Source organism: Acinetobacter sp. TW_SC_4, assembly GCF_054861205.1.
Genome location: NZ_CM142174.1, coordinates 2,602,445 through 2,622,084, shown reverse-complemented (window position 1 = coordinate 2,622,084; position 19,640 = coordinate 2,602,445). Strand labels below are relative to the sequence as shown.

General features: G+C 42.1%; 17 protein-coding genes and 1 riboswitch. Of the genes, 7 read left to right on the top strand and 10 right to left on the bottom strand.

The window, feature by feature from the left end:
- Positions 1-31: 31 nt before the first annotated feature.
- Complete coding sequence (locus ACWM1W_RS12865; protein ID WP_375726222.1) at positions 32-472, top strand: RcnB family protein; 441 nt, start codon at positions 32-34, stop codon at positions 470-472.
- Positions 473-563: 91 nt separating this feature from the next.
- Here the strand turns inward: ACWM1W_RS12865 and ACWM1W_RS12860 are convergent, their stop codons facing one another.
- Positions 564-1,061 (bottom strand): phosphate-starvation-inducible protein PsiE, encoded by a 498-nt coding sequence (locus ACWM1W_RS12860; protein ID WP_005232065.1) that lies wholly within the window; start codon positions 1,059-1,061, stop codon positions 564-566.
- A 174-nt stretch (positions 1,062-1,235) separates the two neighbouring features.
- Here ACWM1W_RS12860 and ACWM1W_RS12855 point away from each other — a divergent pair, with 174 nt between their 5' ends.
- On the top strand, positions 1,236-1,442 hold the full coding sequence (locus ACWM1W_RS12855) for a hypothetical protein (protein ID WP_375726223.1): 207 nt from the start codon (positions 1,236-1,238) through the stop codon (positions 1,440-1,442).
- Positions 1,443-1,494: 52 nt separating this feature from the next.
- Here the strand turns inward: ACWM1W_RS12855 and ACWM1W_RS12850 are convergent, their stop codons facing one another.
- From ACWM1W_RS12850 to ACWM1W_RS12840, 3 genes are all read right to left on the bottom strand, one after another.
- Positions 1,495-3,276, bottom strand: coding sequence for an acyl-CoA dehydrogenase C-terminal domain-containing protein (locus tag ACWM1W_RS12850; RefSeq protein WP_004782156.1), 1,782 nt, complete (start codon positions 3,274-3,276; stop codon positions 1,495-1,497).
- 169 nt (positions 3,277-3,445) lie between these two features.
- The gene (locus ACWM1W_RS12845) at positions 3,446-5,248 is read right to left on the bottom strand and encodes an acyl-CoA dehydrogenase C-terminal domain-containing protein (RefSeq protein ID WP_312086547.1); all 1,803 of its coding nucleotides are present in this window, start codon (positions 5,246-5,248) and stop codon (positions 3,446-3,448) included.
- Between the two features lie 309 nt (positions 5,249-5,557).
- On the bottom strand, positions 5,558-6,187 hold the full coding sequence (locus tag ACWM1W_RS12840) for a hypothetical protein (protein WP_375726224.1): 630 nt from the start codon (positions 6,185-6,187) through the stop codon (positions 5,558-5,560).
- 136 nt (positions 6,188-6,323) lie between these two features.
- Between ACWM1W_RS12840 and baeS the strand changes: the two genes are divergently transcribed.
- The 5 genes from baeS (at position 6,324) to ACWM1W_RS12815 (ending at position 11,707) form a co-directional block, all read left to right on the top strand.
- Complete coding sequence (gene baeS / locus ACWM1W_RS12835; protein WP_375726225.1) at positions 6,324-7,988, top strand: sensor histidine kinase efflux regulator BaeS; 1,665 nt, start codon at positions 6,324-6,326, stop codon at positions 7,986-7,988.
- Positions 7,989-8,002: 14 nt separating this feature from the next.
- A complete protein-coding gene (locus tag ACWM1W_RS12830) occupies positions 8,003-8,689 on the top strand; it encodes a response regulator (RefSeq protein WP_034704234.1) in 687 nt (228 codons plus the stop codon).
- Between the two features lie 91 nt (positions 8,690-8,780).
- Positions 8,781-9,287, top strand: coding sequence for a GNAT family N-acetyltransferase (locus ACWM1W_RS12825; protein ID WP_313399854.1), 507 nt, complete (start codon positions 8,781-8,783; stop codon positions 9,285-9,287).
- Between the two features lie 146 nt (positions 9,288-9,433).
- A protein-coding gene (locus ACWM1W_RS12820) for an IS5 family transposase (protein WP_375726226.1) occupies positions 9,434-10,185 on the top strand; the annotation gives its coding sequence in 2 pieces (ribosomal slippage) (positions 9,434-9,668 and positions 9,668-10,185; 753 coding nt in all).
- A 166-nt stretch (positions 10,186-10,351) separates the two neighbouring features.
- On the top strand, positions 10,352-11,707 hold the full coding sequence (locus tag ACWM1W_RS12815; RefSeq protein ID WP_448765153.1) for an amino acid permease: 1,356 nt from the start codon (positions 10,352-10,354) through the stop codon (positions 11,705-11,707).
- A 663-nt stretch (positions 11,708-12,370) separates the two neighbouring features.
- Here ACWM1W_RS12815 and ACWM1W_RS12810 read toward each other — a convergent pair.
- The 6 genes from ACWM1W_RS12810 to ACWM1W_RS12785 all read right to left on the bottom strand — a co-directional run bounded on the left by ACWM1W_RS12810 (position 12,371) and on the right by ACWM1W_RS12785 (position 19,368).
- Positions 12,371-12,745: an MmcQ/YjbR family DNA-binding protein gene (locus ACWM1W_RS12810; RefSeq protein WP_375726212.1), complete on the bottom strand. Its 375-nt coding sequence runs from the start codon at positions 12,743-12,745 to the stop codon at positions 12,371-12,373.
- Positions 12,746-12,821: 76 nt separating this feature from the next.
- Entirely contained in the window at positions 12,822-14,267 is a 1,446-nt protein-coding gene (locus ACWM1W_RS12805) for a protein adenylyltransferase SelO (RefSeq protein WP_375726211.1), read from the bottom strand.
- A 142-nt stretch (positions 14,268-14,409) separates the two neighbouring features.
- The gene (locus ACWM1W_RS12800) at positions 14,410-15,573 is read right to left on the bottom strand and encodes an acyl-CoA desaturase (RefSeq protein WP_375726210.1); all 1,164 of its coding nucleotides are present in this window, start codon (positions 15,571-15,573) and stop codon (positions 14,410-14,412) included.
- Positions 15,574-15,997: 424 nt separating this feature from the next.
- Positions 15,998-16,711 (bottom strand): glycerophosphodiester phosphodiesterase, encoded by a 714-nt coding sequence (locus ACWM1W_RS12795; protein WP_286964650.1) that lies wholly within the window; start codon positions 16,709-16,711, stop codon positions 15,998-16,000.
- 145 nt (positions 16,712-16,856) lie between these two features.
- On the bottom strand, positions 16,857-17,441 hold the full coding sequence (locus tag ACWM1W_RS12790; RefSeq protein WP_375726209.1) for a cob(I)yrinic acid a,c-diamide adenosyltransferase: 585 nt from the start codon (positions 17,439-17,441) through the stop codon (positions 16,857-16,859).
- A 103-nt stretch (positions 17,442-17,544) separates the two neighbouring features.
- Positions 17,545-19,368, bottom strand: a complete 1,824-nt coding sequence (locus ACWM1W_RS12785; protein ID WP_375726208.1) for a TonB-dependent receptor plug domain-containing protein — start codon at positions 19,366-19,368, stop codon at positions 17,545-17,547.
- A 38-nt stretch (positions 19,369-19,406) separates the two neighbouring features.
- A riboswitch (cobalamin riboswitch) is annotated at positions 19,407-19,618 on the bottom strand.
- Positions 19,619-19,640 lie beyond the last annotated feature (22 nt).

Genomic DNA, 19,640 nt, shown 5'->3' with positions numbered 1-19,640 from the left:
ATATGGGCAGAAATCTTTGGAGGACGCACTTATGAAAATATTAGCTTCAGGTGCATTGCTGGCTTCATTTCTGTTCTGTATTGCAGTGCCCGCTTGGGCGGATAATGCCTGGGTAGGCTATACCGGTGTTGATCGTTCTAAACCCCAGCATCGTCCTCCATCACGTCCTCATTATGCACCACAACCGCCTCATTCGCAGCGGCCTTATTATCCGCAACGTCCATCCCATGGCGGATATTATCCTCCTGCCCAGAGCCAAAGTGGGTTCAATATCCAGTATCAGGCACCGACCACGATTTACCAGAATTCCAATAGCTATAGCTGGGTGAATGGTGATCCGAATGTAGTTCACATTGAAAGTTCGAGATATACAGTCATTACTGACTGGCAGCGCTTGGGATTACCTGCACCACCACGCGGAAGTTACTGGATTTATGAAAATGGACGTTATGTGTTGATGAATAATCGTTAAAAGAAACTCCCTCTCTTGTTAGGAGAGGTGATTAATTACCCTCTTGCGAAGCAGTGCTTCTCACCTTTTGCAAAGGGGGACTTTTCTATGACTATGCCAACTCATCATCCTCAGGTCGTGGAGTTTTACCTTCTGGTAAGGGCTTTTCGCTATGCTTGTCGCGAATGACGGACGGATAGGTCCAGGACGCATAACGGACCACCAGGATGGCAAAAGCCAGAATCAGAATTGAACCGGTAATAATAACCTGATCCATGCTGGCTTTGTGCGTATGTTGAATATCAGAAATCAGTAAACGGGTCAGGGCAGTAATTGCAATATAAATCAGGAACCGAACCGGCATATGATTGGTCTTGAAATAGATGCCGACCATGGCACCAAGTTCCAGATAGATAAACAGCAAAAGAATATCGTCAATGGTGGCAAACTGTTTGACGGTTAAAATGTCAAATACGGTATGACCTGCGGACCAGATCACCATACAGCCAATAATGAACAGCGCAAGATAATGGAAACTTTCAACAGCAAGGTTGCCAAAACGGTCGAGGAGAGTTTCTATTCTTTTTACTTTAGATTCAGATTTACTCATGTTCTCCTCCTTATTTTTCATGTGAAATAATATATGAACAGGAAAGAACTAGCAAAGATCATGCACAAAAAGAGAAAAATAAAATAAAAGTGAAATTATTTGAACTTTTGTACTTTTTTTGCACTAACTTGTTATATTGTATGAGAACTACATTGAATAAATAGGAGAAAAAAAATGTTGGACAAAATTCAAAAAAAAATTAGTCAATTAGAAGCAGGAAAAAAATTAATCCTAGGCGCGGGGATCAAGGCTGAAGAGATGCAGAAGGTACTTGAACTGTGTGAATCTCTAGAGTCGCAAGGGGGAATTAAAATAGTAAATAAGCATTTCAATCCTAAAATAACGACGCAACCAGATACGATCTTGATTGAAAAAGTATAGTGTATAAAAAGCCCTGCAGATGCAGGGCTTTTTATATGGATTCACGTCAAGATTAAGCTTGAGTCGTGAAGTAATCTTCAGAGAAATTCATCACTACTTCGCAACCAGCTTTCACTTTAGTGATACGCAGTGCTAGTTCAGGCAAGATGCGTTGCGTGAAGTAACGCGCAAGCGCAAGTTTATTTTGGTAGAAATCGCCATCTTTGTCTTTTGCTGCATTGGCAATGCGCGCAAACATATAAGAGAAGCTCAATAGGCCTACTGCATGTAGATAATCGACTGCTGCAGCATTCGGGAATTCTGCATTTTCGCCAGCAGCTTCAAGCACGAACTGAGTCAATGATTCTACTTCAGTAGCTGCATCTAAAGTTGCATCTTTAATGAAATTCAGGTCTGCATCTAACTGGTTCGCAAAGTCGCGAATTTCTTCGATGTATTCGCCGATGTACGCACCGCCACATTTAATGGTTTTACGGCCGATTAAATCTTGAGACTGAACGCCGTTGGTTCCTTCGTAGATCTGTGAGATACGCAGGTCACGGATACATTGTTCCATACCCCATTCACGGATATAACCATGTCCACCAAAGACCATTTGTGCATCTAGGGTTGCCTGGAATGCAGTATCCGTCAGGTAAGCTTTTGCAATTGGTGTCAACAGCGCAACACGGTCATTGGCTTTTTTCACGGCTTCAGGATCAGTCGAGAACTTGGTGATATCCAGTTGCTGACCGACATACACCGCAAAAGCACGAGATGCTTCGTTATTCGCACGAACATTCAACAACATACGACGTACATCACCATGTACTAAAATGCTGTCTGCCGGTTTAGCCGGTGATTGAGCACCAAGTGCACTACGACCCTGTAAACGATCTGTCGCGTATTGTGCAGCATTTTGATAAGCAAATTCTGAGGCGCCTAGACCTTGGATGCCCATAGACAGACGTTCGTAGTTCATCATCACGAACATGGCTGCCAGACCTTCGTTTTCTTTACCAACTAGATAACCTTTGGCACCGTCAAAGTTCATTACGCAAGTTGCAGAGGCCTTGATCCCCATTTTGTGTTCGATTGAACCTGGACCTACCGGGTTACGTTCGCCAATTGAACCATCTTCATTGACCAGGAACTTCGGTACGATGAACAGGGAAATACCACGAGAGCCGGCAGGCGCATCAGGTGTTTTTGCCAGTACCAGGTGAATGATATTTTCAGCAAGATCGTGATCACCACCAGTGATAAAGATTTTGGTACCGGTAATGCTATAGGTACCATCTTCATTACGTTCAGCTTTGGTTTTGATAATACCCAGATCAGTACCGGCATGTGGCTCAGTTAAGCACATGGTGCCTGACCATTCGCCAGAGTAAATTTTAGGAAGATAGGTTTCTTTTTGCTCTTGAGATGCATAGCTGTTTAAAGCCATACCTGCACCCACAGAAAGAAGTGGGTAGAGCATGAAAGATGGGTTAGTTGCAAACAGCATTTCATCAGAAAGTACGGTGAGCATTTTCGGCATTTCTTGGCCGCCCCATTCTGCATCTGCACCCAGACCGATCCAGCCGCCTTCAGCATATTGTTTGAATGCTTCTTTAAAGCCAGCTGGTGTGGTGACATTGCCATTTTCATATTTTGCGCCTTCTTCATCGCCGGTACGGTTCAGAGGAAGCATGACGTTTTGCGCAAACTTAGCCATTTCTTCAAGAATGGCTTCTGCTGTGGCAGTATCCAAGTGGGCAAGATTTTCATTCGCCTGCCAGAACTGTTCTGCATTGAAAACATCATTCAGGATGAATTTCATGTCAGCAAGTGGCGCGTTATAAATTGGCATAGTATGTCACCTGTTTTATTGTTTAATTGGATTGTTTTGGCTCAGTCTAAAGCATTAAAAATCTGAATGTTAGACAACTAAAGGTTAATTCTGTAACTCTTTATAAAGAAAAAGGACTGCCTGAAGATGACCGTCCTTTTTCTTATTATGCATTTAAAACTGCATCAGCTTAGAATGCGAAATGTTCAGCATCTAAAGACATAAGCGGTTCTACACCAGTTGCAATCACGTCAACGTGTGAACGAACACGTGGCAGGATTTTCTTGAAGTAGAAGCGTGCAGTCGTCAATTTAGCATTGTAGAAGTCAGCATCAGTGGTACCTGCAGCAAGAGTCTCTTGAGCAACCAGTGCCATACGAGCCCACAGGTAAGCCAGTGTTACATAACCAGAGAAGTACAGGTAATCTACTGCAGCTGCACCCACTTCTTCAGGATTTTGCATCGCACGCATACCAATCTGCATGGTCAGGTCGCCCCATTCTTTGTTCAATGCCGCAAGCGGTTCAACAAATTCTTTCATTGCAGAATTGTCTTTGTTCGCTTCCGCAAATTTGTGGATGATCTTGGTGAAGTCTTTCAACATCGCACCTTGAGTACCCAGTACTTTACGGCCTAACAGATCCAGTGCTTGAATTTCAGTGGTACCTTCGTACAGGCAGGCAATACGTGTATCACGTACGATTTGTTCCATGCCATGCTCAGAGATAAAGCCATGACCACCGAAGACTTGAACACCATGTTTCGCAGCTTCTGAACCGGTTTCAGTCAGGAATGCTTTCGCGATTGGAGTTAATAGTGACAGGATATTGTCAGCGAACTTGCGTTCTTCTTCAGAAGTACCTTGTTCAACCACATCAGCATATTGAGCCAACAGGTAAACCAGTGCACGACCACCTTCAGCAAATGCTTTTTGAGTTAAAAGCATGTTACGTACAGCTGGGTGAACGATAATTGGATCTGCTTCTTTTTCAGGTGCCTTAGGACCAGAAAGAGAGCGCATTGCCAGACGGTCTTTAGCATAAGTTAAAGCGCCTTGGAACGCTGCCTCAGATGCAGACAGACCTTGTACAGCAGTACCGATACGTGCAGTGTTCATGAACGTGAACATGCAGTTCAGACCACGGTTTTCAGGACCGATCAGGAAGCCTTTTGCGTTATCGAAGTTGATGACACAAGTTGCGTTACCATGGATCCCCATTTTGTGTTCGATTGAACCACAACGTACACCGTTACGCTCGCCGATTGAACCGTCAGCATTCAGGTTGAATTTTGGTACGATGAACAGAGAAATACCTTTAGTACCTTTAGGCGCGCCAGGCAGACGAGCAAGTACGATGTGGATGATGTTCTCTGCCATGTCATGTTCACCAGCAGAGATAAAGATTTTCTCGCCAGAGATTGCATAGCTACCATCAGCTTGTGGCTCAGCTTTAGTACGGATGATGCCGAGGTCAGAACCTGCATGAGATTCAGTCAGACACATTGTACCTGTCCATTCACCTGAAACCAGTTTAGGCAGATAAGCGTCTTTTTGTTCTTGAGAACCGTGGTGTTCTAAAGTACGAACTGCACCATGAGACAGACCAGGGTACATACCCCAAGCCCAGTTCGCAGTACCCACCATTTCAGAAATAGTGATACCTAAAGAATTTGGTAAGCCTTGACCGCCGTATTGCTCTTCCGCAGAAAGAGAAGGGAAGCCTAGCTCGATGTATTTCTGGTACGCTTCTTTAAAGCCAGTCGGTGTTGTTACAACGCCGTCATTCCAGGTACAGCCTTCACGGTCGCCTACTTGATTTAGAGGAGATAATTCATTTTCACAGAAGTCAGCTGCAGCTTCTAGGTACTGATCAACCAACTCACGGCTTACGTTTTCTTGAAACGCAGGAAGTTTTGCGTAATGTTCTTCAACATTTAATAATTCGTGTAGAACGAATTGCATGTCACGTAAGGGCGCTTTGTATTGTGGCATATCGGTTTCCTCAATACTGGTTTAGACCAGCGTTATCATCCTAAATTAATTGAAACGTGCCTTCAGTGACACGTATTGCTATGAATCTAATCGTGCAACATCTTGCCCGGCCATACAAGCTTTCAGGCGGCTTTCTTGGTGACTATAAAGTCAAAGATTAATCTGCACAGAACAGTAAACATATTGACTGCAAAGACTTTTGTAGGAATTAGCAAAATATGAATGGTCAAAAGAGGACTGAGGAGTCAGCCATAAAAAAAGGCACCCGAAGGTGCCTGAATTTGAAGGAATAAGAAACGTAGAAGAAGATCAAGATGCAGTTTTAGTCATCTTGATGGGTGCATTCGGCTGGAAGTGCACGATACATTGACCATCAATAGTTTGAGCACCCGCTTTCACTTGAACTGCCTTGCCGTGGGTTTGACCTTTACAAGCGTTGGCAAACGCAGTTTGTAAAGCCTGACGTTCTGATAAACGCTGATCATACTGTTTAACCATTTCTGCACGTTGACTATCCGTTAATGCTTCTCCACGGTTCATACCACCTCGGAATTCATCACGCATCGGACGATGTTCACCGCGCATGCCACGGAATTCACCACGTTGAGCTTTCATGCCTTTATGGTCGGGTTTGAAAGAAATCTTGCATTGACCATCAACGGTTTTATCACCCGCCTTGATTTGGACTGCACTGCCTGCAGCTTTGCCGTCACAGGCCTGTTGAATCTGTTTATGCAATTGCATGCGTTCTGCACGAGCGGCTTTGAACTGCTCGCGTTGCTCTGGAGTAAGACGATGCTGTTTTTGACCTTCATGATGTTTCATCATGCGAGAATGATCTTTCTGCTCATTCACGTTGCTAGTCGATTGACAGGCAGTCAATGCACCCATCGATAAAACACTGGCACTGATTAAGGCGATTTTTGTCATTGCTTTCATGTTTTTACCCCATACAAGAGCTGATTTTTTTGATGAGTAAAGATTAAATAATAAAGATGAAGAAACAATGGAGAGTTTTTTAAGTCTGTGTTCGCTACAATAATGAATATAGAGAAGAAAAACTGAGATTTTTACTTTGAAGGTTCGCCGTATTCCGATTGCATTACGTCTGTTTTTGACTGTTTTATTGACCACCCTGGTAATTACCACGGTGAGTCTGGGCGTATTGCATCTGAATATGCAGCGCAACTTTACCCGCTATGTGGCGGATGTAGAAATGCAGAAGCTGGATCATGTGATCGAGAATCTGGCTGATGTTTATACGGTATATGAAGACTGGGGTAACGCCATTCAGGCGCAGATTCTGCAAATCGAAGGTGAAGCTGCACCGGATGATTATGACCGTTTATCGCGCTGGTGGTTGCGCCGTCAGTATGATATTGCCTTGCAGCAGCGTTACTTTCAGGAGCAAACTTTAGCTACTGTAGCGCCTTCAAGTATGGTCGAGCCAAATCTGACACCGCGCTCAGTCAATGAAGAAGAATTGCGTATTCTGGCGTCTAACTTGCCATCACAATTCCAGCCCTTTGAAGGTTTAAGATTTCCACTTAGCTCCAATCAGAACCTGTTTAGAACTGACCGTAAAGACAATAATGGCGGTCAACAGCCAGTCCAGCAGCCTACTGGCAAGAAGCAGTTCATCCAGATGCCAGACCGTCTGGGTCTGAGTTCACGCCTGTCACTCTATGACGCCAAACGTCGTTTTGTAGTAGGCGAAGCATCAGATGAGCAGATTTCCTATCGTCCGATCATGGTTGAAAATCAGGTGGTCGGTTATTTGGGTTTGAAACCGGTTTTAGACCAAGATGATGCTTTAAGTATTAATTTCTTTAGTAATCAGAAACGTTACCTATTTTTAGTTTATGGTTTAAGTATTCTAGCCAGTCTGATTGCTGCATTATTGCTGGCAACTTATTTTAAAAAACCGATTCAGCGTTTGTTGAACGGAACACGTGAATTGACTCGTGGTAATTATCAGCATCAGGTAAAAGTGAAACGTAATGATGAGCTGGGTGATCTGTCTAATGAACTGAATCAACTGGCAGTGATTCTGGATCAGCATGAAACTTCACGCCGTCAGTGGGTGGCCGATACTTCACATGAGCTGAAAACTCCGCTGGCAGTCTTGCAGGCACAGATTGAAGCGATGCAGGATGGAATCCGTAAACCGACACCAGAGCATTTTGCATCGATGTTGGCACAGGTAACCAGCCTGAAAAAACTGACTCAGGATCTGGCAGCTCTAGCACAAGCGGATGCCCAGCAATTACAGTTTTATTATGCAACTGTTAATCCGTGGGATGTGGTGCAGCAGGAATTAATGAACTTTCAGCCTAAATTTGAACAGGCTGACCTGAAAGTGACTGTTGAAGGTGATGGTGCTGAAGTTGATCTGGATCTGGACCGTTTCAAGCAGATCGTAGCCAACCTGCTCAGCAACAGTATTCGTTATACAGAAGCCGGTGGCCAGGTACATATTCATACCGAACAGAATGAGAAAGAATGGACCTTATATGTCGATGACAGTCCATTCGGTCTGACTGATGAGCAGCTGACTCGCATTGGTGAACGTTTCTATCGTGTCGATGATTCGCGTACTCGTGCCACCGGTGGGACAGGCTTAGGTCTGGCCTTATCTTATAAAATTACTCAGGCTATGGGTGGTAGCTTAAGCTTTGCACATTCACCATTAGGTGGTTTACGATGCAAACTAAGTTTTCCTAAACAATTGAAACCATAAAGGAAAATATATTCATGAAACATATCATGCTGGTTGAAGACGAAGTCGAACTTGCCCTGTTGGTGCGAGATTATCTAGAGGCTGCTGGTTTTGAAGTCAGCGTGTTTCATGATGGGCAAGAAGCATATAATAGTTTTACCCAGCGTAAACCAAGCCTGATGATCTTGGACTTGATGGTGCCGCGTATGGATGGTCTGACCATTTGCCGTAAAGTGCGTGAACAGTCAGACTTGCCGATCATTATGGTGACTGCGCGTACTGAAGAAATTGACCGTGTACTGGGCCTGAATATGGGCGCGGATGACTATATCTGTAAGCCATTTAGTCCAAAAGAACTGGTTGCCCGTGTACAGGCCGTATTACGCCGTTTAGACCGTAAAGCTGAGCCGGAAAGCAATGATTTATTCCGTATGGATAAATCACAACAGCGTATCTGGTATCAGCAAAAAGCCTTGAACTTGACCCCGACTGAATTCCGTTTGCTGGAGCTGTTCCTGGAGCATGTCGGCCAAGTGTATTCACGAGCACAATTACTAGATCATATCAATCCGGACAGTTTTGACGTGGCAGACCGTGTGATTGATAGTCATATCAAAAACCTGCGTCGTAAAATTTCAGATGCGGCAGAAACCGGAAACCGTCATGAGTGGATTCAGGCTGTTTATGGTGTAGGGTATCGTTTTGAATATCCTGAGGACTAATATTCAAATTAGTTAAAGAAAAGCGGATAGATTTCTTGGTTTGTTCGCTTTTTTTATTTCTGAAAATAATCAATATAAGAGAGCCAAAATAATGAAAATCATCATTCGGGATGAACAGCTAGAAGATATTCCAGCCATTACTGAATTGACCCGAGCGGCTTTTCAAAATGCTGACCATTCAAGTCATACTGAACAATTTATTGTCAATGCTTTACGTAAGCATGGGCAGTTAACGATTTCTTTAGTTGCACTTGAAAATAATCAGCTGGTAGGCCATGTGGCTATTTCACCTGTTAGTATCTCTTCAGGTGAAACTGGCTGGTACGGTCTTGGCCCAATTTCGGTATTACCTGCAAAGCAAGGACAGGGAATTGGAGCTCTACTTATGCAGGCAGTTTTAGATCGCTTGCAAAATTTGGGTGGTGAAGGATGTGTAGTGCTCGGTGATCCTCAATATTATGGTCGTTTCGGGTTTAAGGCTTTTTCAGAACTTTACCTCAAGGATGTTCCACCAGAATATTTTCAAGTCATTGCATTTAATGGATCTATTCCACATGGAGAAGTGGTCTACCATGAGGCGTTTAATGCAACGCAATAATTCATCAAAAAAGAGCCATTTCTATTTATGAAGGTATGGAGTTTTAATATATAAAATAGCTTTTAACTAGGGCGTGTCCTCATTTGAAGAATTGGTTTTAAATACTTAAAATCCTCCTTTGAGTTATTTTTATTTCTATATTTTCAATGGCACGTACTCTTCTTACCGATGATATCTGGCAGCAAATTCAAGATACTATGCGATTACACGGTTGTTACTGTTCAAAAAATAGTAGAAATATCATGGAAGCCATCTTATGGAAACTACGTACGGGTGCGACATGGCGTGATATTCCTCAAGAACTTTGCCCTTGGCAAACTGCTTACAATCGCTTTAATCGCTGGGCAAGTAAGGGATTATGGGATAAATTTTTTTTAGATTACGAGGCATTCTGGATCAGGAATGGGTATTCATTGATGGAAGCTACCTACGCGTGCATCAACATGCAAGTGGAGCTCGGCATGGTTTCGAAAGAGCAATTGGACAATCACGCGGTGGACGAACAACAAAAATACATCTTGCAACCGACGCGAATGGATTACCGATTGATTTTAAAATCACTGGGGGTGACGTCCACGACAGTCAAGTTGCAAAACAACTGATTGATATTGTAGGCGAGGCAACTTATCTTATTGCTGACAAGGGGTATGATGCTGAGCACATTAGAATATGTGCCAAGAACAAGAATATGATTCCCATTATTCCATTGAGATCAAACAGTAAGAAATCGAATAAGGAATTTGATAAATATCTATATAAATTAAGACATTTAGTTGAAAATGCTTTTGCGAGATTGAAGCATTTCCGAGCGATTGCAACCCGATTTGATAAGCTTGCACGAAATTACCAGTCTATGATTTACATTGCTTGCATGTTTATTTGGTGTAAAGCCAAATGAGGACACGCCCTAGCATCTATTATGAAATCAATTATTTATATTTCTTTTCATCTTAGTAGATACGAAAAAAATAAAAGTTTAATAATTAATAACTTAAATTTATGTATTGGTTGATTAGTTGGAGACCAGCTACAATTCGGTTTTTTATTCATCATGAGAGCGTGTCTTGGAGAGTGAAACACCGCAACTACAGCGCCGTTTAAAGAATCGTCATATCCAGCTGATTGCTATGGGCGGGGCCATTGGAACCGGATTATTCTTGGGGTCCGCACAAATTATTCAGTCCGCAGGACCTTCCATTATTCTGGGCTATTTGATTGGTGGTTTGATTGCATTCCTGATTATGCGCCAGTTAGGCGAGATGATTGTACATGAGCCTGTGACTGGTTCATTCAGTTATTTTGCATTTAAATACTGGGGTAAATTTCCAGGCTTTTTAACCGGCTGGAATTACTGGATTTTATATATTCTGGTCGCAATGACAGAGCTGACCGCCATTGGCAAATATATCAATTACTGGTGGCCACATATTCCAGCCTGGGTATCTGTACTCATTTTCTTTTTGGCGGTAACCCTTGCCAATCTGGCCAATGTCAAAATTTATGGTGAGTCTGAATTCTGGCTATCGATGATTAAAGTCTTAGCTATCATTGCAATGATTATCTTTGGCATATATTTACTCCTCACTGCCGATGCAACTTCAACCGCTTCGATCAGCAATTTATGGATTCATGGTGGATTTTTTCCGAATGGCTTTGATGGGCTGTTTTATATGCTCGCCTTTATGATGTTTGCTTTTGGTGGTATTGAGCTGATTAGTATGGCAGCGGCAGAAACCGAAAATCCTGACAAGAACATTCCACGTGCCGTGAATCAAACTGTGATTCGGGTATTTTTATTTTATATCTGCTCGCTTGCCGTATTACTTTCACTTGTACCATGGAATCAGCTGAATTTAGGCGATTTAGATCATAGTCCATTTGTAATGATTTTCAGCCAGATGGGGATTGAATGGGCTGCACATTTACTGAATTTTATTATTTTAACTGCCTCACTTTCAGTCTGTAATAGTGGCATGTATGCCAATAGCCGTATGTTGATGGGGCTGGCTCAACAAGGGAATGCACCACAATTATTTAAGAGCGTAAATAAACATGGTGTGCCTGTGGCTGCGGTATTGTTCTCAGCATTTTTGATCTTTGGCTGTGTGATCCTGAATTACTTTGTGCCTGAAAAAGCTTTGAGTTACCTGATTTATATTGTAGTAGCAGCTGCGGTATTGAACTGGATGATGATCAGTTTGATTCATTTGAAATTTAGACAAACCATCAAACGAAAGAGGATTCAAACCAGATTCCCAGCGATCTTTGCGCCGTTTAGTAACTATTTTGTTTTAGCTTTTATGCTGATGATTTTATACATCATGTGGACGCAAGGCTTTATGTTGTCAGTGTTGATGTTGCCGGTGTGGATTGCGGTATTGTTTGGCGTGTTTAAGTTTCTGAATAAAAGGAATGCTTAAGCCTAAAATCTCCAATCAGAAGAAGCCCGACCAGAAATGATTGGGCTTTTTTCATATTGTCGCAATATCTAAAGCTTTTAGATGAGTTAAGGTTTATTTTGATCTTAGTGGCAGAATATACTGAATACAGTCTTTAAGGTCATTTCCTAATAAAGGAAAGATGGTCCAAGCATGAAGCAGTTGCTGTTTATGAAAACCTGTTTTTTCTAATACTTGTCTTGACGCTAAATGTTCAGTAGCGCAAAAGGTTTCAATTTTCGTGAGTTTTTGGCTTTATTTTAGAAATTGGATTACCGAAGTCATCGCTTTACACATAAAACCTTGTCCTTGATAAGGAGTTCCAAGCCCGAAGAGAATTTCTCCAATATCATGCCTTTGTATAAAGATCAAAATACCCATAGGTTGCTGAATTAAATGATCTGCAATAATCCACATAAACTCAGGATCTGAGTCTTCTCACTTTTGTCCCGCCCAGCTTTCTAAAGTTTGTCGAGTTTGAGTTTGATTCCGATGTGGATGTCTTTGCAAATATTTTGATGCTGCTAGATCGCTAAAATAGTTTTGAAATAAATTGATTTCATCACCACAGTGGTAGGAGCGAAGAATTAAACGCTTTGTCTTTAATGTTATTGGTTTGATCTTAGTCATCGGTGGTATCTGCACTTATTTTTCTAATGTTCGTAATAAGTCAATCCGTACTTTTTCTGCTTTCTTTAATTTCAATATTACTAACTCATAAGAATTCTGTACTAGATCCTCAACCAGAGATTCATCCAGTTCATTATCTTCATACACTGAAATCCAGTGCTGTTTATTCATATGCCAGCCCGCATGGATATAAGAATAAGTATCTCGCAGCATAGCACCATAATCAGGCGCTACTTTTAAATTAATGACAGCTTTGCCTTGAAGATAGAACTGAAGCATAAAGACTTTATCTAGCACCTTGAATACATCACAACCTTCACCGAAAGGCTGAGTCACAGTGACTTCAGGTAAACTTATCGCTATCTGTGCTAAGATTTGATGTAAGGTCATAAGTTACGAATAAATCAAAATAAAACTGTGGATAATGCTTAAATTATCCACAGTTTTTGGTCGTCTTGTGAATAAATTAAGATGAACAACTTACCATGACTTCAGGTACATCACTCGGTAATGGCCCTAGATCTTCAGGGTGTTCCAGATCTGGCTGTTTTAAATAGGGCTGACTCAATAATTTAAACAGGCGATCGACTTCGGAAAAGTCATCCCGCTCAGCCAGTTCAATTGCTTTCTGTGCCATGTGATTGCGCAGGATATAGTGTGGATTGACGAGCTGCATGGCGGCATCTAATTCTTCAATATCCTGATGGTCACGGATCGCTTCATATTGAGTCAGGAATGCTTCAAACTGACGGCGATCCAAACACTCATCCTTGATTGCTTCATATTCATGATTCTGCAGGCGAATAAAGTTTTGCGTATAGTCGAGTTGCTCACTTTGCAAGATTCTGAGAAAAGCCATAGCGCAGTCAAAACTGTCTTTGTGAAAACTCGGTAAGCCCATTTTCTGGTTTAGGCCATGCTTATAATGTTCCAGGAAAGTCGGTTCATAATGTTCCAGACATCGGGCCAGATCCTGTTTCCATTGTTCTTCATCATAGTTTTCAGGACATAATGGAATCAGGTTATTCAGCCACATCCACAAGTTCCAGTGGCCGATGCTTGGTTGCTGCTGATAAGTATAACGACCCTGATAATCCGAGTGGTTATTAATCCAGTTGGGACGGAACCGCTCCATAAACCCATAAGGACCAAAGTCTAGCGTTGAACCGGTAATATTCAGGTTGTCGGTGTTCATGACACCATGCGCAAATCCAACCAGTTGCCATTTGGCGATCATGACTGCAGTACGCTGAATGACTTGAGTAGCAAATGCCAGAATAGGCTGTTCTGCTTGTAGACATTGCGGGTAATGCCATTCCATACATTTTTGTGTGAATACAGGCAGCAAGTCTGGCTGATACTGATTGATCCATTCAAAATGTCCTAAACGGATATGACAGTCAGACGTACGTAATAGCATTGCACCCGGTTCCAGTTTTTCACGCTGTACGCCTTGAGCGGAAGAGGTAAAGCCAACCGCATTACTAGATTCTACACCTAGCGCATTTAAGGCGTGTCCGGCCAGATATTCCCGAATTACCGAGCGTAACACTGCACGACCATCTCCCATACGTGAATAAGGCGTTGCACCAGCACCTTTTAAATGCAGGTCAATGGTCTGATGATCTTTATCCAGAATCTGAGCGATTAATAAACCGCGTCCATCACCCAATTGACCTGCCCATTGACCAAACTGATGGCCGGCATACACCATGGCCAAAGGTTCAAATTCGGCAAAGGTTTTTTGACCACTACAGATTTCGACCCATTGTGCTTTATCTTCCTCAGACCATTGCAAATGATCAGCAAGCGCAGCATTAAAATGTCCCGCTTTAGCACCTTTTAAAGGTAGCGGAGGCTGATGATGGTAAAGGCGAGGAGGGAGAGTCTGATATCGAGAATTAAAATACATAGCAGTCAAAATATTTAGGCAATAAAAGCAATATAACAAAGATCTCTGTTTAAAACTGTTGTAAAAGGGAAGTATAGATAAGACAGGCAGAAATAAAAAAAAGCCCCTGATTTCAGGAGCTTTTTTGAGAATTCAAGTCTTATTAAGAGACAGGCGCTTTTTTCAAATTACGCACTAACAGATTCAGTGTTTCACGATGATGAGAAAGACGCTGTTCAACCAGTTGGAATTCAAATTTAAGCTTGTCATCCATCTGGTGAATCTTTTCTGCCACAGCAGCCTTTTTCACCTGAATTTCCTGTTCTTTCAGTTTGGCCCAGTCATTTAATGTCTGAGTAAAGGCTTCATATTCTTGAGCAATCTTACTTTTCACATTGATAATGTCTTCATTGACATTATGACCATATACCGCCAGATCCTGCTCGGCATATTTAAACTTCATTGCCAGTTCAGCTTTTTTAATATTAAAGCTTGGAATACGCCGTAAATTTTTCGCAAGGCACAGTTTAGAACAAGTCCAGATTAACCATTTGGTTGGGTCATATTGCCACCATTTCACGCCATTACGGTAATCGTACTGGAAAATGTGATGATAGTTATGATAACCCTCACCCCAAGTTGCAATCGCTAACCAGAAGTTGTCACGTGCAGTATTTTCATCCGTATAAGGACGTGAACCCCACATATGGCAGAGTGAGTTGATGAAGAAGGTCACGTGATGGCTCAGGATTAAACGAACCAGACCACCCAATAACAATACACCCCAGACATCGCCTACAGCCCAGCCGATTGGCAACAGGATTGCAGCATGTACTGCAATTACTAGAGGCACATAGTATTTGTGCTGGAACATAACGACTTTGTCGTTTTGCAGGTCTGGTGCATTCTTATAGTTTGGCTCTGCAGCAGGATAGTCACGCAGCATCCAGCCCAGGTGTGCATACCAGAAGCCGTTATTAATTGAATATGGGTCTTTTTCCACGTCATCGACATGACGGTGATGGGTACGGTGACCTGAACCCCAGTACAGAATACTGTTCTGCACCGCAAAGGTACCCATGATCATTAAAATGATTTTTAAAGGTAAAGTCGCTTCATAAGCACGATGTGCCCAAAGACGATGATAGCCCGCTGTAATCCCCAGGCTGCTAACGCCGAGCAAAACAAACATACTGATCCAAGCGGCAAGGCTAAAATCATGGTGATACGCATATAACGGAATCGCGATAACAGCTACAATGGGTAAAACTACCAGAGCAAACACAGCGACCCAGTTAATTGGGGCTTGAGGTAGGGGAGCATTCATCTCCAACAGCACTCCTGGAACCTGGGAAGGTATAACAAAAAGCAGAGGCCGCTATTGTTTATTTTAACAGCGGTTAATTCATTCATATTAGCATGCCCCCTAGGGCATCACTAGCATTATTGTACGGTTGTACTGTACTTATCGGTAACAGAATAAGTAGGAGGGAAACTACCATTTTCGCGGGCTAGACAGGCTCTGATTTCCGAGTAAATCACTGAGGTTTTTGAAGCTTTTAATCAAATTTATTTTCTGAAAATGAGTCAAATGAATGTTCATTTTTTCTACTAGATTGGAGAGAAATAAATTTGTAAACAATCCCGTCATTTAAAGTTAAACAAGATTACAGTCATGGATTTTTCTTTAAATTGTTTTTCAAGGTTTAAAGAAAAATGATCTATGTATAGAATCTTGCATTTTGGGTTATTTAAAGATGTTGCATCATTAACTTCGGATAATCGGTAATGAGACCCTGAATACCCCAGTCGCGTAATTCTCTGGCACGATTAACATCATTTACGGTCCAGACGCTGATGGTGAGTTCGGCAGCTTGTGTGGCTTGAATAATATCTTTGCTAGCCAGTTCATTCATCCAGCCAATTTGACAACAGCCAAGTTCTAAAGCTTGATCAATCGCCTGATATTTCACATCTGTTTCAATTAGAAGGCCGCGTTTTAAACTGGAATTTTGCTGTTGCAAAGCCTGATGAATTTTAGGATCAAAGCTGGTAATCACGACTGAATGCTTATAACCCTGTAACTGCTGTTCAAGCTCAAGCGTAATTTTTTCAGCATCTGCCTGGCTCGCTACACTTTTGACTTCAACTTCAATATGATCAAAGTTATGAATCACGGTTAGGGTCTGATCCAGCATGGGAGTCGCTTCGACCTTGTTCCATTCTGACCATTTCACTGCGTGATTATATTGACTGAGATCCTGACGGTTACATTCGTAGAGGGGTTTTTGCAAACCGGTAGTTCGTACAAAGTTATCATCATGCATGATGATCAGGGCATTATCTTTAAGCTGGCGTACGTCAAATTCTACTGCGCGAATCCCGATATCCTGAATATATTGAAAACCGCCTAGTGTATTTTCAGGCGCTTCCCCACGCGCACCGCGATGTCCGATTATGCGCATGCTGCGATAACCTGAAAAAGTGAAGATGAAAACATAATGATGAAGAGTTGTGACAGGAGTATTGCAATATTCTGCGCCTGAAACACTTTGTTGCAAATACCGTTGGCGCAGAATTTTCCGTGCAATTTAATACATTTTAGTGGATTTATTGATCAATGGTCTCGTTGATATTTTTTTGCCATAACACCTCAGAACCGCCTTCAGTACGTTGCAAGGTGCGTGAAGCCACAAACAGCCAGTCAGATAGGCGATTTAATAGCTGCAGGGAAGTCGCCTGAATATTCTGGTCGCGTGAGTGAACTGACATCACGCTGCGTTCTGCGCGACGGCAGACTGCACGCGCCTGATGGGCAAAGCTGCACGCCAGCGTTCCGGCAGGCAGAATAAAGTCTTTTAACATCGGCAACGCTTCATTCATGCGGTCGATATCATTTTCTAAAAACTCAATTGATACCGGTTGCACCAGATTAAAACCTGGAATACACACTTCACCACCCAGATCAAATAGCCAGTGCTGGATCAGGCTTAAAGATTTATCCCAAGCGGCTTGATCTTCAATGTTACTTGCTGAAATTTGTGCACGTAATACGCCAATCACGGCATTCAGTTCATCGACATCACCCAGCGCGGTAATACGCAAGTCATCTTTGGCAACGCGTGAGCCATCACCAAGCCCTGTAGTACCCGAATCGCCTGTACGCGTGTAGATTTTACTTAAACGGTGGCCCATATGTGTTCCTTGGATTTTTAATGAAGATAATAAAAAAGGATAATGTCGGTCATAACATTATCCATAAACTGCGCTGTTTTAAAGTTTTTTTGCTGTTTAGAGCTTAGTATTTAAAAGTCACACCGGCAGAAGCGAGTCGGCCTTCATCAACATAATAATTATTCCAGTTGTATTCGATCTTATGACGAACATCACCGACATTTTCTATGTTGGTAAATACTTTGACATGTGGATTGATATTCCAGTAAGCATTTAAATCGACGGTCGCATAGCCTGGATTATGGTCTGAATCACTCCAACTTTTTGACTTGGAACGGGCAATAAGAGAAGCACTCATCCCATAAATTTCATTTTCCAAGCCTGTGGTCAGAGTGAGGGTTTGACGTGGTCGTTTAGCCAACTCAATATCCGTTTTGCTATCTTTAGCTTGTACATACGCAAAAGCAGTATCAATGAACCAATCGTCTTGTTTCCAGTTCCATGCCAGCTCGCCACCACGAAGCGTTGCTTCGCTGATGTTATTTAACTTGCCATCAACTTTTTGGATCATGTTATCCACTTCGTTTTGATACACGGAAAATGAAATAGATGAGTTTTGAGTGAGGGCCTGGTCGAAGCCAATTTCATAAGATAGACTTTCTTCGGCTTTTAAATTTGGATTTGCAGATTCACCACTGTACAGCTCATTTAAGTTTGGTGAACGAAAAGCTGAACCAATATTCGTATAGACGCTGAGTTGAGGTGATATTGCATAACGTGCAGCAGCTTGCCCTACAGTATGAGAGCCATATTTCTCGTTATCTTCAACACGGATGCCGAGTTGAGTATTGAGTTTATCTGATTGATATTGATGCTGTGTGTAATATCCTTGAGAGGAAACATCGCCTTTATAGGCAACTCCATAAGAAAGAACATCACCATCAAGGTTGCTATGCGTTGTCCCTAGTAAAATATGATGCTGATCATTTAAATTGAGTTTGGCATACAATTCTGCTTCTTGAGTGGTACTATATGAATAATCGACCTGACCTAGATAATTCGCAGCATTTTGATCTAATTGATCGTCAAACTGCGATAAGCGGGCATTGAGTTCTAATTGTGAACCTAGGTTAATTCGTCCTCTCAGGTTAACCATTTCATTTTCAAAATCTTGTGAAGTCAGGCTACCTGCATTGTAATCACTTGTGCCTTTATTTTGGCTGTAATCAAGAGATAAACCATATTGGTCTTTGTTGACGCCAAATTTTGTGCTGAAACCTTTTTGATCAAAGGGATAATTTTTATCTTCATCATCTAGAACAGATTTTCCGTCAGTTTCCAGGCGTTGACCACGGATTTGGGCATAAAAACCATCTTCCGCTAAATCGGCACCTACGAGTGATTTGTAAGTTTTATTCTCGCCAATTTCACCTGTAATAAACGCACCTGATTGCTCAGGTGTTTTAGAAATCATATGAATGACGCCGCCAATGGCATCTGTACCATATAAAACTGATGCTGGACCCTTCAGAATTTCAATTTGCTTGATGTCAGTCGTATCAATAAAAGGTAAGGAGGCTGAACTGCTTAAAGCGGTATTCAATCGCATGCCATCACGCAGAACGAGTGTATGTGAAGAACTTGTACCTCGCATAAAAATAGAGGATTGTTGTCCATAACCGCCTAGCTGAGCAACGTTTAAAGCAGCCTCTTTTTTCAATAAATTTGGTAATGAGGCAATAGGGGATTGCTCAAGAGTCGCAGGTTCAATCACTGAAATTCGCGCTGGCACATTTTCAATTTTTTCTTCAGATCGGGTAGCGGTCACCACAATGGTATCTAAAGCTGCTTGTGCAACTTTTTGCTCGGCAGCATGAACTGATGAGGAAAAACCCAAAGCAAACGCGATAGAACCTGCTAAGGCAGCAGGCTGAAATGGAATAGACATAAGATGTGCTCCATACATTCACTCCCCGTGAATGATTGAGTTAAAGAACACAACAAGCAGGTATCCGGACTTAAATGTAGTATTGAAACTCATACTTATTTATCCACCTTCCCACATATTGATGCAGTGGTGTAAATCCTGAAGATTTATAAAGACAAGCTTTTCATTTTTTACCGTTGCGGGGGCAGTGTTGGATTTGCACCAACTTCCCTAAAGCCTTAAGGCCTTGACTCGTTGCAAATTGTGGCAAGTATAAAGTTTGCTTAGGATTT

Excerpts from the sequence above, each read along its gene's own strand:
- ACWM1W_RS12830 (WP_034704234.1), top strand. The coding sequence starts at position 8,003 with ATGAAACATATCATGCTGGTTGAAGACGAAGTCGAACTTGCCCTGTTG.
- ACWM1W_RS12825 (WP_313399854.1), top strand. The coding sequence starts at position 8,781 with ATGAAAATCATCATTCGGGATGAACAGCTAGAAGATATTCCAGCCATT.
- ACWM1W_RS12795 (WP_286964650.1), bottom strand. The coding sequence starts at position 16,711 with ATGCGCATAATCGGACATCGCGGTGCGCGTGGGGAAGCGCCTGAAAAT.
- ACWM1W_RS12855 (WP_375726223.1), top strand. The coding sequence starts at position 1,236 with ATGTTGGACAAAATTCAAAAAAAAATTAGTCAATTAGAAGCAGGAAAA.
- ACWM1W_RS12840 (WP_375726224.1), bottom strand. The coding sequence starts at position 6,187 with ATGAAAGCAATGACAAAAATCGCCTTAATCAGTGCCAGTGTTTTATCG.
- ACWM1W_RS12785 (WP_375726208.1), bottom strand. The coding sequence starts at position 19,368 with ATGTCTATTCCATTTCAGCCTGCTGCCTTAGCAGGTTCTATCGCGTTT.
- ACWM1W_RS12805 (WP_375726211.1), bottom strand. The coding sequence starts at position 14,267 with ATGTATTTTAATTCTCGATATCAGACTCTCCCTCCTCGCCTTTACCAT.
- ACWM1W_RS12790 (WP_375726209.1), bottom strand. The coding sequence starts at position 17,441 with ATGGGCCACCGTTTAAGTAAAATCTACACGCGTACAGGCGATTCGGGT.
- ACWM1W_RS12860 (WP_005232065.1), bottom strand. The coding sequence starts at position 1,061 with ATGAGTAAATCTGAATCTAAAGTAAAAAGAATAGAAACTCTCCTCGAC.
- ACWM1W_RS12865 (WP_375726222.1), top strand. The coding sequence starts at position 32 with ATGAAAATATTAGCTTCAGGTGCATTGCTGGCTTCATTTCTGTTCTGT.
- ACWM1W_RS12850 (WP_004782156.1), bottom strand. The coding sequence starts at position 3,276 with ATGCCAATTTATAACGCGCCACTTGCTGACATGAAATTCATCCTGAAT.
- ACWM1W_RS12800 (WP_375726210.1), bottom strand. The coding sequence starts at position 15,573 with ATGAATGCTCCCCTACCTCAAGCCCCAATTAACTGGGTCGCTGTGTTT.
- ACWM1W_RS12845 (WP_312086547.1), bottom strand. The coding sequence starts at position 5,248 with ATGCCACAATACAAAGCGCCCTTACGTGACATGCAATTCGTTCTACAC.
- ACWM1W_RS12810 (WP_375726212.1), bottom strand. The coding sequence starts at position 12,745 with ATGACCTTACATCAAATCTTAGCACAGATAGCGATAAGTTTACCTGAA.